The organism is Streptomyces sp. bgisy100 (assembly GCF_057709105.1).
This window is the reverse complement of sequence record NZ_JBYITE010000015.1, coordinates 122,924-136,024: the sequence shown is the minus strand read 5'-3', so window position 1 is coordinate 136,024 and position 13,101 is coordinate 122,924. Positions and strand designations below refer to the sequence as shown.

Sequence of the window (13,101 nt, the reverse complement as noted above, 5' to 3'; positions counted from 1 at the left end):
TCTGCGGGCTGCCGCATGGCGACCGGCGCGCCCCGATGGTCAGGCGCGTGGCTTGAGCGGGTCGTGCCCGACCAGCATCATCCTTCGCCGCCAGGGGCTGTTCTCGCCCTGGTCGGCCTCGTGGTCATCGCGATGGTCGTCGACCGTGTCGACCACGCGGAGCATCAGCCGCACATCGTCGTCGGTGAGATCCATACGGCGCTTCTGGAGCACCGCCAGGACCTGCTGTCCGTCCTCCGAGCCCGCGGCGTCCGCGGGGAGACCCGCGTCCTCCCGAGCTGCCGCCTCCGTTGTCAGGAACGCGCTCAGCTCCGTGGACGTCATGTTCACCACGCGGTGAAACTCGTCCCACACCGCCTCGAGCTCGAACTCGGAGATCTCCGCCACCGTCACTCCCCAGGGCCTGCTTGCCGACTACCGTGTCAAGGGCGTGTCACCGGGGCACCGGCTCCCGGCCGGCGACAACCGCGCGGTCCGCGACGGCCCTCGCCCGGGGACCGGACCCGCAGACCCGCCGCGCAGCCGACTCCGCGTCCCGCCGCACGTCCGTGCACCGTACGTCGCGGCCCGCTCGGGGCGACCCGTGCGACACACCCTGCTCGGGCGGGTGCCCCGGGAGGCCCACCGGAAACGGTCCGGCCGGACCCGGCCGGCAGCACGGCCCCGGGTCGCGAGCACGGCCCACGGTCGCGAGCACGGCCCCAGGTCGCGCGAGGAAGCCGACCGCCGGGCGTCGGCCGCCGAGCCGCCGCGGACGCACGACGCGCCACGAGTCCCCGCCGTCGACCGCCGGGGGCTCGCCACGTCGACAGGGGACACTCCGCGTCAAGAGGAGGGGCGGGGCCGCTCCCCCGGCCCGGCCGGGACCGCGCCGTACTGGTTGAACCGCTCCGCGGCCCGGCCGTTCAGGCGGCTGAACAGGGTGACCAGCCGGGCCTGCGCCACGCGCCCGGTCCGGGCGATCACCGAACCCTCCACCGTGCCGCCCGACGCACCGTCACCCGGCGGCAGCACGCGGGCGAGCAGGGAGTTCACCCGGGTCGTGACGACCGGGGCGACACCGTGGACCCGGGCGCCGATGCGGGCCATCGGCGTCAGCACCAGCCGTGGCCGACGGCGCTCGACGGCTTCCACGATGCGGTCGGCGGCCCGCTCGGCGTTCATGGACAGCAGCGGCAGCCCGGCGACCGCGGCGAACCAGGCGAACTCCCGGTCGGGATCGCCGGCGAACCGCGCGTGCAGATGGGATCCGGTGCGCATCAACCCGGGATGCACGGCGGTGACACTCACCCCGTGCTGTGCCTGTTCCTCGTGCAGCCCTTCGGCGAGCGTGCCGATCGCCGCCTTGGCACACGAGTACGGCAGCAGGTGCGGCACCGCGAGCAGCCCGCCGATGGAGCCGATCAGCGCCAGCCGCCCGCCGGCCCGGCTGTTCCGCAGATACGGAAGGGCCGCGAGAGAGGTGTTGAGAGCGCCGAAGAACATCGTGTCCATGGCGTCCCGGAACTCCTCGAGGCCGACCGATCCCACCGGCCCGACCTGGATGATCCCCGCGCTGCCGATGACGATGTCGACGCCCCCGCCCTGCGCCGCGGCCTCGGCCATCAGCCGGCCCACCGCTTCCTCGTCCCGGACGTCGCAGACAACGGTGTGCACGGTGACCCCGTACCCGGTGCGCAGCAGTTCGGCGGCCTCCGCCAGTTCGTGACCGTCCCGGGCGGCCACGGTGACCCGGCTGCCGCGGCGCCCCAGTTCCTTGGCCAGCAGCAGCCCCAGCCCCCGGGATCCTCCGGTGACGACGGCGGACAGCCCTCGCAGGTCGGACATGGACGCGCCTCCTCAGATGCGCTCCCGGCGCCCGCCCCGCCGGACACGGCACCTTCCGACCCGGCGCATCCGGCGGGTGCGCCGGGCAGCGGTGAACCGGGACCGCCCGGCAGGGCGATCACACGGCAGGCCGGAGCCCACCGCGCCGCCGCGGCGGCGGGTGACGCGGTTGCCCGGCACGGGTGCGCCGACGGACGGACCGGCCAGTTACTGGACCCGGGTCTCCTCGGGTTCCTCCTCGTCGGGGAGGTGGACGTCGTCGACGGCGATGTTGACCTCCACGACCTCCAGCCCCGTCATCCGCTCGATCGCGGAGATCACGTTCTCCCGCACATCGGCGGCGACGTCCGTGATGGAGACTCCGTACTCGACGACGACATCGAGGTCGATGGCCGTCTGGCGTTCGCCGACTTCCGCCTTGACCCCGCGGGTGACACTCGGGCGCCCGCCCGGGGCCCGCTCGCGTACCGCGCCCAGGGTCCTCGCCATACCGGCGCCGAGTGCGTGGATGCCGGGTACCTCGCGGGTCGCCATTCCCGCGATCTTCGTCACCACGCTGTCGGCGATGGTCGTCTTGCCGCGTTCGGCGGGACGCGCCGTGACCCTCTGTCCGGTCTGGGTTCCGGCTGCGCGCGTGCCGCCGGATTCCGTCTGTGTCGCGCTGAGCTGTTCGCCCATAACAGCCACCTCTCTCCGGGGACGCTGCCGTCGGACGGCAGCCTCCTCGTCGGCGTATCCGGGCCTCCTCCCACCCTAGGCGCGGTGCCCATCCTCGGCGCGTCGAGTCTCCGCGGGGCCGTCCGGCACCGCCGTTCCCGTCGTCGGTGGGTACGCGGCGGCGCCCGCCGCGCCCCCGGTCGGCCACCGACTCCGCGCCAGCCGCGCTCCCGGCCGGAATCCGGCACGGATCGGGGGCGACGCGGCACCCCACCGACGGCCCGCCCTCCCCGGGAAGCCGGCCGCGGCCGACCGACGGAGCCCACCCGGGTGACCGGTGGTGGGCCGGCCGGACGCCTCCGGTCCCCGTGCGCCGACGATTCGACCCTCTTTCGGGCGAAGAACACCGGAACATCCCGGATCCGGAGTGCTGGGGATGGTCTGGTGCTCTCTGTTGCGATCAGGGCCGGCGGACGAACGAGCCGCGGCCCTCCAGGACAGCGAAGCCTTGCGGACACGGCCCGCCCGCGCCCGCACGACACAGAATCGAAGAGGTCCATGCGCCCACTCACCGGCACGGCACTCACCCTGGCCTGCTGCGTCGCCGCCCTCGTGGCACCGGCCTCACCCGCCGGCGCGTCCCCCGACTCCGGTGCCCGCGCCGGCACCCGCACCGCGGCCGTCCCGGCCGGAGCGCACGGCGGTCTCCCCGAGGAGACCGGCAGCCTCCGGTTCGACGCCCGGCAGGACGCTCGGGCCGCTGAGGACCCGGACGCCCACGGCCGCTTCTGGTACCGCGTCAAGGACGGCGTGTTCTGCTACGAACTGACGGTGCGGAACGTCGCCACGCCGACCTCCGCCCGGCTGCACACGGGCAGCGGCAGGACGACCGGCCCCGTGGTGGTGACGCTCAGGACGCCGACGCGAGGCACCGCCGAGGGCTGCATCACCGCCCGGCCCGCCCAGACCCCGGCCAACGCCGACCGTGTGCTGACGGAGCAGGAGCTCGCGGACTTCGTCGACGACTCCTCCGGCTTCTCCATCGTGATCCGCAACAAGCCCTACCCCGAGGGGGCGATCCGCTGGCGGCTCTGACCGCACCCGGCGGCAGCCGACGCGGGGCGCGCACCCCGAAGGCTCCTCAACACTCCTGTTGTGGACGGCTGTTGACAGAAGTGCCGCCGCCGGTCGCGAGCCCCCGAGGCCGGGAGCTGCGATCGGCCCGGCGAGAGGCACGCGGGTGCGGATCCGGGCACACGAACGGGCCCCCGGCTGGAGCACCGGGGGCCCGTTCCCATCGGCCGACGCCGAGGAGAGGAATGTGCATTCCCTCTCCGATACACCCGAAGTGCATCGGCCAATGGCTCCTGCGCATGAAATCAGCGGTTCAGGCAGGTGTTTCCGAAGGCCGGGTTGAGAATTCCGGCACCGAGGTCGGTGGTGTTCCCGCAGGCGTTGGTGTCGAGGCCGGTGACGGCCTGCGTGACATTCCCGGAAAGGTAGCCGGGAGAGCCGAAGGAGGAACCCTTGACGCTGTCGTCCTCGATGTAGACGCGCTTCTTGACGACCTTCGTGCTCTTCTTGTGTGCCTTCGAGGCGTGGCGGCTCTTGTCGTCGTGCTTGGCCTTGTCGCCCTCGTGTGCCGAAGCGGCACCCGCGCCGGCCGCCAGCATTCCGGCAGCCACTCCGACAACAGCGATGCTCTTGATCGCCTTCATGACGAAACTCCCTCAGTAAGCGTGTGAAGCTGCCGCTGTCCGAAGCGGCTACCTACCCAACGCCTCCGACGCCGCGGAGTAACCGACGATCACCCGAATGGCCCCGGAAGAATGTGCCGTATCGAGGCCGCGTTCCACGGTCCGCGCAACGCGCCGGGCACGTCGTCCACATCACCGCTCACGCACGGGCGCATGAGCCGCTCCTGACAGCCCCGGGACGGCCCGTGCGCCGGCGGCCCCCGGGCCGGACCGGCAGTCTCCGGGGCTGCGTCCATGCCCGGCGCCGAGACATGAAAAGGGGAGAAACACATCCCGGTAAGCGGATGTGTTTCTCCCCTGCGGAGCCTTTACCGGCATCGCGCCCCGTGGCTTTCGCGGTCCCTTGCGCGGGATAGTGCGGGATCCATCTGAGCCCGCCGCACGTTCACGCCACAACGCTCAATGCATTCCACCCCGCACTGCGGAAGGGAATTCGTCCGGACCGGGAAACCCGTGGCCGGAGGACCGGGGCTCCGAACTCCGTCGCCGCCACAGCGGCCGCCCCGGTTCGCGATGGCCCGGTGGGTCCGCGCTCGCCCCGGGGCGAGAAGCCTCAGAGGACCGGCAGGGCGCCGAGGTCGAGGTCGCCGAGGTAGATCAGGCTGGTCTCGGGTGCGTAGTTGATGGCGGTGTTGTTCTCGCCGTTCTGGCAGAAGACCGGGCCTTCCGCCTCCTGGTGGACGTCGGCCAGGGCGGAGTAGTCGTACGCGAAGGCGGTCTGGTCGGTGTTGCCGCAGACGTTGGCCTGGAGGTCGCCGTCCTTGGCGTGACGCTCGTGGGCGGTCGCGGTGGTGGCGGAGACGCCGAGGGCCGCGACGGCGGCAATCGCCAGCACGGACGCCTTGATGGATGTGCGCATGTGTCTCTCTCCGTTCTCGGTTCTTCTCCGGATGGAAGAACGAATCGAGTATTACCGCCGCCCATGGCGGGGACTAACCGTCGCTCAGCTATTTGCGCCAGGCGCCGTACAAGGCCATCCCAACGGCGTAATAAATCTCGTTCCGAACGATCCGCACTGTGTACCGGCGGCTGCGTACCGGCGCCGTCGGTGGAGCCCGAGAAATGAGCGGAAGCCGTCGGCCGGCCGTCATCCGGTCTTCCGGCCGCCCCTGTCGGCCACTCGGCCGCTCCCGAATCCCCTGCAGCGGCAGGACGGTCCGGCACGCAGGAGTTGAGGGATCCTGCGAAGGGCCCCGTCAGCATGCGGGACTTCGATCGCGGGCTCAAGGGCGGGGGCCGGGGATTCAGCCGCGCGTGTGAATCGCCCGCCGGGAAGAAACCGAATCGGGGTGCCGGCGACTCTCGACTCGTATCCGCCGCCGGTTTCGGGAGATCCCGGCGGCGGCCCCGCGCGGCAACCGGCCCCGCGGGCCACCGCGGCGTGCACCGCACGACCGGCTCACCAGAAATGGACGCCCATGCCCCAGGGGATCGTGAAGTGGTTCGACAACGCCGGACAATTCGGCGCCATTGTGCCCGACGGCTGCGAGGCCGAAGTGGCGGTTCAGTACTGCGTCGTCGCGCAACGAGGCGGTGACCGGTTATTGAAGGCCGGCGACCGCGTCGTATTCGACATCACCCTGGATGCGGACGGCCGCAGAGCGGACAACATCCGTCTTCTCGACGGCTGAGAACGCCCCGTGCGACGGCTGCTTCCCGGTGGCGGCGGTCCGCACCGGTGGCAGGGACCGGAGTTCGTCGCCGGACGGCACCCGAGGGCGGGCAGCCCCTGCCGGGCGGCTGTCCGGGCGCCGAGCCCGGGGAGGCCGACGGGGCCGAACGGCACGATCGCGGCGCGCACCGCCGGCCACTGCGGGCAGGAGTCCTCCGCATCACGGTCGGCGGGCGTGGCGGCAAGGCCTCCGGCGCGCTTCCGGTACACAGCTCCGGCCAGTTCTCACCGGCACCCGGGCACTCATGCACATCGGCCAAAACTTGCGTCCCACACAGAACGCCGATGGCCGGATTCCGCACCGCACTCCGCCGGCTTCCCGCGGCCTTCCGGGGAGATGGGGTCCGGAGGGCCCCATCTCCCCGGGCCGGGCCCGCCGTACCTCCGCTCCGGCGCCGGAACCGGAGGTACCGGTCATGGGTTTCGGCCGTTGCGCGGCCGACCGGAAAGAAGCTGGCTTCCCCTCCCGGCCACCCCCTCCTCCGATCACGCCATGTACACCGGCAATCGCCTGTGGTGACATGGCGCCGCCAACTCGGCCCGCGCGGACCACCGCGCCCACCACCACGGTCAGGAGGATTCCCCATGCCCAGCATGGCGATCACCGGAAGCGCGATGGCGGCCTTGCTCGCCTCGCCCCTCTCGTTCCAGGCAAGCCCCGCTCCGACGCTTCCGGTTCCGCCCGACAAGATCGTCGTCGAGCTCGCCACCGTCAACGGTTCCGGGTGTCCCGAGGGCACAGCGGCCGTGGCCGTCGCTCCCGACAACACGGCGTTCACCGTGACCTACAGCGACTACATGGCGAAGGTGGGAGTGGGTGCGGATCCCACCGCGTTCCGGAAGAACTGTCAGCTCAATCTGAGGGTTCACGTTCCGCAGGGCTTCACCTATGCGATAGCCGCGGCCGACTACCGCGGCTTCGCCCATCTGGAACGCGGCGCGACGGGTCTGCAGAAGGCGAATTACTACTTCCAGGGGTCACCACAGACCACGGATGCGAGACATACGTTCACCGGGCCACTGAACGACGACTGGCAGACGTCCGACGTGACGGACATCCATGCGCTGGTCTGGGCTCCCTGCGGTGAGCGGCGCAACTTCAACATCAACACCGAACTGCGGGTGAACGCGGGGACGTCGAACCCGCAGAAGACGACGAGCTTCATGGCGATGGACTCGACGGACGCGAGCGTCAACACGGTCTACCGGCTGGCTTGGAAGGAGTGCCCGGAGAACTGATCCGCTCCGTACCGGCCCACCTGCGCCGGCGCGGCGGAGCGGCAGTCCCGACCCAACGGGGCGCGGCCGCGGGCGGTGCGTCCGGCGGCCGCGTCCCGGTCCGGCGGTGCCGTACGGGGCCGGGACCGGGCTTCGCGCCCCGGGTTCGGGATGCATGCGGGCGCGGGACGGGCACGGGCGCGTGACGGGGGCGGGCGCTCGACGGCGTCCGGCGGGGGTGAGTGGTGACGGCCGCCGCTCCCCACGGCAGCGGCCGTCCACCCGGGAGGCACTGACAGCCGTTCGCCCCAGTTCTGCCGGTGCCCGTGCTCCCACTGCCATGGAGCACTGACTGTCGAGTGATCCGCACAGGGCGGTTCAACCGCCGATTTTCAGCCCCGGTGCTGCACCGGCGGCGGGCGACGCACGGGGCGCGTCAGGCACTGACGGCACCTGACGCGCCTGCCGTCACTCGGCGTCCGGGAGTCCGGACATGGCGATGGCCGGGGAAGCGGCGGCTTCCCCGGCCATCTCCATCAGGGCGTCGTTGCCGACGGCCTGGTAGCAGGAGTCGGTGCCGTCGGTCCTCTTGGCGCACTTGCGGATCTGCTCCCCGACGACGGTGCCGTTCTCGCGGATCGTCAGGAGCGCGGTCTGGCGGGGCTCGCTGGGGTCGACCGTGCCGGCGGCCCACAGATCGCCGGTGAACCGGGTGCCGGAGGTGCCCTTGGTCGGCCGCTGGAAGCGGTGCGGGGCGGACACCCGCAGTTCGACGGTGACGTTGGTGGGCTGCCGGCAGGTCACGTCCCAGTGCGCCTTGGTGGTGGCGGTCCGCCCGTTCACGTCCACGTCGAGGTCGCTGACCAGCACGGTGCAGTTCGCTTCGGGCGCCTGGGCGGCGGCCGGAGTCGTGGCGTCGGCCGTCCCCGCCGGGGTGGCGGCGGCCGGGGCGGTGCCCGTGGGAGTCGTGGCGCCGGCCACGTCCGCCGGGGAGGCGGCGGCCGGGGCGGTGCTCGCCTGGGCCGTGGCCGGCGGCACGGGGTCCGCCGCGGCGGCGTCGGCCGGCGCGCCGACGGCCAGCCCTCCGACGAGGGTCATGGCGGCCAGAGCAGTCCGGGGAAGACGGGGGTGCATCGGTTACTCCCAAGGGTCCGGATGGAGATCGGTGATGTTCGCGATAACCGATCCTCCGCAGCCGGACCACCGGCGCGCGTGAGCCGCGCTGGCTTTCCCCACGATTCCACCCCAACACCCCACCCGGTCCCACGACCGGATGAGCCCCGGATGGCGGGACGGCGGAACAGGAATTCCCGGAGGCCCTCCGCGCGCCGGCCCGGGGTATTCGCACCGAACGGGACGGAGCCCCCGGCAATGGCACACGCCGGGGCCGGGAGCTCCGTCTCTCCGCCGCGTCAGTGGGCGGCTTCGTACTTCTCCACGACGTCCTTCGGAACGCGCCCGCGCATGCTGACCTCGATGCCCTGGGCCTTGGCCCACTCGCGGACCTTCACCGGGTCGGGCTTCGAACCGGAAGCCTGGGCGCGCTTGCCCTGGCCGCGACGGGAGCCGGAAATCTTGCGGCCCGCGCTGACGAACGGCCCCATGGCCTCAAGGAGCTTGTCGTAGTTGTCGGCACCGAGGTCGATCTCGTAACTGATGCCGTCAATGCTGAAAACGTGCGTAGCAATGTCGTCGCCCTGCTCCCCACTGATGTCGTCGGTAATGAGGGTGATCACGCGCTGTGCCACTGTGTCGGTCCTTTCCGGCAGGCCCATGGACGTTGCCTGCCGCTGCTGAATCTGCTCCGCATAGAGAGAGGCGCCGACCCGGGCCGGCGCCTCCGGCATGAAGAAGGATGGTGCTCCGATTCCCAGGAAATCGCGAGCTCGTGGACGATATTGTCATCCGTTGAACGAACAAGCCACCGCCATCGACGAACCTGACCGCAGAAATCGTGACCTTCCCGAGGAAGGACGAACGCGGAACGGAGTGCGTTCCCGCCCCGTAAGCGCTTACCGGTACGGGAGTTGAAGAACACCCCTTCAGGACCGTCGCCGCGGAACCCTGCCCCGGGTGACCGGGCGGACTTCCGGCCCGGCGCATTCCGGCGGGCCGGTCAGAGCAACGGCCCGCTGCCGGCCGGTCCGTAGAGGTCCAGCAGGCGTCTGCGCGATGCGGCGAGCCGGTGCCCGATGACCGTGGCGACCGCCGTGACCAGCTCGAGTCCGAGCGCCGGCTCGTCACGGCAGAGGCCGGTCACCGCCTCCGCGTCGAACTCGAAGGCCTCGACCTCGGTCAGCGTCTGGGCGCCGAGATGCCAGCGCCGGGGCGGTGCGAGCCAGGACCAGCCGACCAGATCGCCTTCTCCCAGTGTTTCCACGACGGGTGCGCGGCGGCCGGGGACATGCACATCGAGCGCCACTCCGCCCCGTCGAATGACCCAGAACCGGTCGGCCCGGCTCCCCTCCTCGAAGAGCCGCACCCCCGCCGGAATGAGCGTGACACTCGCCAGCTCCAACAGACGTTCCCGGTGGGCGTCCGACATATTGCTCAGCACTCCGGTGGGGACACTCATCGGGAATCCTCACTGCCGCCGGACGGAATCCACCGGGCCCCTGGGCCCATGGCGCCGTCGGACGGAAACCACTGGGCCCCTGCCCATGGCTCCATCGTCCGCCACCCCGCCGACGGCCGCACCGTCGCCCACCGCGACCGCGCCGTACCCCGCGGCGCACCGACGACGGAGACCCGGTGCGTCCGCCCGGTTCCGGTGGGTGACGGCGGGAGGGCCCCTCACCCGGTGCGGGTGAAGACCGGCCCCCGGGCGGATTGCGACGCTGGCGTTCCGTCGCACTCCGCGTCGCCCCGACGCCGCCCGGCCGGAAGGGTTCACCATGGACGACTACCCGCTCATCGCGGACCACGGCCTGATCGGCGATCTGCAGACGGCCGCGCTGGTCTCGACCGACGGCAGCATCGACTGGTTCTGCTGCCCCCGGTTCGACTCCCCGAGCGTCTTCGGCGCGCTGCTGGACCATGGGCGCGGGGGGTACTTCCGGGTGAGCCCGTCGAGGGGCGCCTACTCCGTCAAGCAGCTGTACCACCCGAACACCGCCATTCTCATCACCCGGTTCATGACGGAGGAGGGGGCGGGCGAGGTGGTGGACTTCATGCCCGTCTCCCGTGGCCTGGCCGCCACCCGGAACCACCGGCTGGTGCGCATGCTGCGCTGTGTGCGCGGGCGGATGGAGTTCAAGGTCGAGATCGCGCCGCGGTTCGACTACGGCCGCAGCCCCCACGAGCTCCATGTCAGCGAGTACGGGGCGGTGTTCACCGGCAACGGCATGGAACTGACCCTGCACACGGTGCGGGAGCCGGACGACGCCCGGCCTGCCCACGGGCGCTCGGTGGGCGGTGACATCCATGCGGTGCTGCCGCTGGAGGCGGGACAGCAGCGCGGCGTGGTGCTGGAGTCCTTCGCGGACGGGCCGCCCCGGGAGATCCACGCCGCCGAGTTCCAGCAGCTGTTCGACGACACCGTCCGGTACTGGCGTACCTGGCTCAGCCGTTCGCAGTACATCGGGCGGTGGCGGGAGGCCGTGGAGCGCTCCGCGATCACCCTGAAGCTGATGACGTACGCGCCGAGCGGGGCGATGGTGGCGGCCCCGACCGCGGGCCTGCCGGAGCAGCTCGGCGGCGAACGGAACTGGGACTACCGCTACACCTGGATCCGCGACGCGTCCTTCTCGGTGTACGCGCTGCTCGGGCTGGGCTTCACCGAGGAGGCCGCCGCGTTCATCAACTGGCTGCGCGACCGGGTGCGGGAGCAGGCCGGCGGCCGGAGCAGTCCCCTCAACATCATGTACCGGGTGGACGGCTCCGCCGACCTCACCGAGGAGGTGCTCGACCACTGGGAGGGCTACCGCGGTTCCCGGCCGGTGCGGATCGGCAACGGCGCGGCGGACCAGCTGCAGCTCGACATCTACGGCGAGGCGCTGGACAGCATCTCCTTCGCCGACCGCCGCGGGATCCAGCTGGACCACCGGGGCTGGATCTCGCTCAGCACCATCATGGACTGGCTGACCGAGCACTGGGACCAGCCGGACGAGGGGATCTGGGAGACCCGGGGAGGGCGCCAGGACTTCACCTACGGCCGTCTGATGTCGTGGGTGGCCTTCGACCGCGCGGTGCGGCTCGCCGCGGAACGCGGCCGGCCCGCCGACCTGCCGAGCTGGACCACCGAGCGCGACAAGATCTACGCGGAGATCATGGAGCGCGGCTGGAACCCCGAGCGGCAGGCCTTCGTCCAGCACTACGGAAGCGATGTGCTGGACTCGTCGCTGCTGCGGATGTCCACGGTCGGCTTCATCGCACCCCATGACCCGATGTGGACCTCGACGCTGGCCGCGATGGACCAGGAGCTGGTGTCCGACAGCCTGGTCTACCGGTACAACCCTTCGGCCTCGCCCGACGGGCTGCAGGGCTCCGAAGGCACCTTCTCGCTCTGCACGTTCAGCTATGTCGACGCACTCGCCCGGGCCGGACGGCTCGACCAGGCACGACTGGTCTTCGAGAAGATGCTGACCTACACCAACCACCTGGGGATGTACTCCGAGGAAGTGGCCGTGACCGGTGAGCAGTTGGGGAACTTCCCGCAGGCCTTCACCCACCTCGCGCTGATCGACGCGGCCATCACGCTCGACCGGGCGCTGACCCGGGCCGCGCACAACGCGCCGCCGGTCGCGGTGGGGATCCCGCCGCGCACCGTGGACGAGCCGTCCGATCCCGCGCGGCCCGCCGGGTGACCGCGATGACGACACGAACGGGGCCGGGCACCGCACCGCCGCTGGACCGGGACGCCTTCGAGGCCCTGCGGCGCCGGCTCGCCGACGAGGTGCGCCGGGGGCCGGACGACCGGCGCGGCGGCCTCGGGGAGCTGACGCCGGCCCGGCTGCTCGCGGCGGCCGGGGAGATCCGTACCGGCCGCACGGTCACACTCGCGGCGCCCATCGGGACCGAGCCGACGGCCGACAACCCCGAGCCGTGCGACCACCGGATGACCAGCCCGCCGGAGAGCGGGGCGAGCCCGGCCGGGCTGCACTTCGCCCTGGACCGCTTCGCGATGAACGTCCACGGCAACGCCGACAGCCACATCGACGCGCTGTGCCATGTGGTCTACGACGCGACGCTGTACAACGGGGTTCCGGCGACGGCCGTGACGACGGGCGGGGCGAGCGAACTCTCCATCGACGCGGCGCGCGACGGCATCGTCGGACGGGGCGTGCTGCTGGACATCCCCCGGCTGCGCGGGGTGCCGTGGCTGGAGCCGGGCGACCAGGTGACCGCGGGGGAGCTCGCGGCGGCCGAGGCCGCACAGCAGGTGCGCGTCGGCGAGGGGGACCTGCTCTTCGTACGGGTCGGCCACCGCCGGCGCCGCAACGAGCTCGGGCCGTGGGACGTCGCGGCGACCCGGGCCGGACTCCACCCGGAGGCCCTGCGGTTCCTGGCGGAACGGCGGGTGGCGGCGCTGGGCAGCGACAGCAACAGCGACGCCGCCCCGAGCGCCGTGCCGGGGGTCGGCTTCCCGGTCCATGTGCTGGGCATCCATGCGATGGGGCTGCATCTGCTGGACTATCTGCAGTTCGAGGACCTGCTGCCGTTCTGTGAGCAGCTGGGGCGGTGGTCGTTCTTCTGCGCGATCGCCCCCCTGCGGCTGCCGGCGGCCACCGGATCGCCGGTCAATCCGATCGCCGTGCTGTGACGGTGAGGGGCGACGCTCCGGGCCGGGCCCGCGGCACGTGAGCCTGGCGGCTGCGGCTGTAGCTGTAGCTGTAGCTGTAGCTGTAGGGGCGTGTGTGCTCCGAGTGGCGGACCGGGGCCGGTGTCGGTTTTGATGGTGTTCACCCCCCGGGTGGGGAAGCGCACCGGCCGATGGGCGGCGGCGACACCGTTGTCGCAAGCGTCCGCCAC

General features: G+C 71.8%; 13 protein-coding genes. 5 read left to right on the top strand and 8 right to left on the bottom strand.

Translation table 11 applies throughout. The features are described from left to right. Window positions 1–39: 39 nt before the first annotated feature. The 3 genes from AC3EQ1_RS13620 to AC3EQ1_RS13610 all read right to left on the bottom strand — a co-directional run bounded on the left by AC3EQ1_RS13620 (window position 40) and on the right by AC3EQ1_RS13610 (window position 2,505). On the bottom strand, window positions 40–387 hold the full coding sequence (locus AC3EQ1_RS13620; protein WP_432094578.1) for a DUF3140 domain-containing protein: 348 nt from the start codon (window positions 385–387) through the stop codon (window positions 40–42). A 438-nt stretch (window positions 388–825) separates the two neighbouring features. Beyond that, window positions 826–1,827, bottom strand: a complete 1,002-nt coding sequence (locus tag AC3EQ1_RS13615) for an SDR family NAD(P)-dependent oxidoreductase (RefSeq protein WP_432094577.1) — start codon at window positions 1,825–1,827, stop codon at window positions 826–828. A 207-nt stretch (window positions 1,828–2,034) separates the two neighbouring features. Beyond that, window positions 2,035–2,505 (bottom strand): Asp23/Gls24 family envelope stress response protein, encoded by a 471-nt coding sequence (locus AC3EQ1_RS13610; protein ID WP_432094576.1) that lies wholly within the window; start codon window positions 2,503–2,505, stop codon window positions 2,035–2,037. A 537-nt stretch (window positions 2,506–3,042) separates the two neighbouring features. Here AC3EQ1_RS13610 and AC3EQ1_RS13605 point away from each other — a divergent pair. Then, a complete protein-coding gene (locus tag AC3EQ1_RS13605) occupies window positions 3,043–3,579 on the top strand; it encodes a CHRD domain-containing protein (protein ID WP_432094575.1) in 537 nt (178 codons plus the stop codon). A gap of 284 nt (window positions 3,580–3,863) precedes the next feature. Here AC3EQ1_RS13605 and AC3EQ1_RS13600 read toward each other — a convergent pair whose 3' ends face one another. Both AC3EQ1_RS13600 and AC3EQ1_RS13595 read right to left on the bottom strand, forming a co-directional pair. Continuing rightward, window positions 3,864–4,202, bottom strand: a complete 339-nt coding sequence (locus AC3EQ1_RS13600; RefSeq protein ID WP_432094574.1) for a chaplin — start codon at window positions 4,200–4,202, stop codon at window positions 3,864–3,866. Window positions 4,203–4,794: 592 nt separating this feature from the next. Continuing rightward, the gene (locus tag AC3EQ1_RS13595) at window positions 4,795–5,100 is read right to left on the bottom strand and encodes a hypothetical protein (RefSeq protein ID WP_432094573.1); all 306 of its coding nucleotides are present in this window, start codon (window positions 5,098–5,100) and stop codon (window positions 4,795–4,797) included. Between the two features lie 574 nt (window positions 5,101–5,674). Between AC3EQ1_RS13595 and AC3EQ1_RS13590 the strand changes: the two genes are divergently transcribed. Next, complete coding sequence (locus tag AC3EQ1_RS13590) at window positions 5,675–5,872, top strand: cold shock domain-containing protein (protein ID WP_432094572.1); 198 nt, start codon at window positions 5,675–5,677, stop codon at window positions 5,870–5,872. Between the two features lie 626 nt (window positions 5,873–6,498). Then, complete coding sequence (locus AC3EQ1_RS13585; protein WP_432094571.1) at window positions 6,499–7,152, top strand: DUF4360 domain-containing protein; 654 nt, start codon at window positions 6,499–6,501, stop codon at window positions 7,150–7,152. Window positions 7,153–7,599: 447 nt separating this feature from the next. Here AC3EQ1_RS13585 and AC3EQ1_RS13580 read toward each other — a convergent pair whose 3' ends face one another. From AC3EQ1_RS13580 to AC3EQ1_RS13570, 3 genes are all read right to left on the bottom strand, one after another. Beyond that, the gene (locus AC3EQ1_RS13580; RefSeq protein ID WP_432094570.1) at window positions 7,600–8,229 is read right to left on the bottom strand and encodes a hypothetical protein; all 630 of its coding nucleotides are present in this window, start codon (window positions 8,227–8,229) and stop codon (window positions 7,600–7,602) included. Window positions 8,230–8,543: 314 nt separating this feature from the next. Further along, on the bottom strand, window positions 8,544–8,978 hold the full coding sequence (locus AC3EQ1_RS13575; RefSeq protein WP_351511305.1) for a histone-like nucleoid-structuring protein Lsr2: 435 nt from the start codon (window positions 8,976–8,978) through the stop codon (window positions 8,544–8,546). A 269-nt stretch (window positions 8,979–9,247) separates the two neighbouring features. Continuing rightward, complete coding sequence (locus AC3EQ1_RS13570; RefSeq protein ID WP_432094569.1) at window positions 9,248–9,706, bottom strand: cyclic nucleotide-binding domain-containing protein; 459 nt, start codon at window positions 9,704–9,706, stop codon at window positions 9,248–9,250. 319 nt (window positions 9,707–10,025) lie between these two features. Between AC3EQ1_RS13570 and AC3EQ1_RS13565 the strand changes: the two genes are divergently transcribed. Both AC3EQ1_RS13565 and AC3EQ1_RS13560 read left to right on the top strand, forming a co-directional pair. Continuing rightward, window positions 10,026–11,936, top strand: coding sequence for a glycoside hydrolase family 15 protein (locus AC3EQ1_RS13565; protein WP_432094568.1), 1,911 nt, complete (start codon window positions 10,026–10,028; stop codon window positions 11,934–11,936). Window positions 11,937–11,941: 5 nt separating this feature from the next. Beyond that, complete coding sequence (locus AC3EQ1_RS13560) at window positions 11,942–12,892, top strand: cyclase family protein (protein WP_432094567.1); 951 nt, start codon at window positions 11,942–11,944, stop codon at window positions 12,890–12,892. Window positions 12,893–13,101 lie beyond the last annotated feature (209 nt).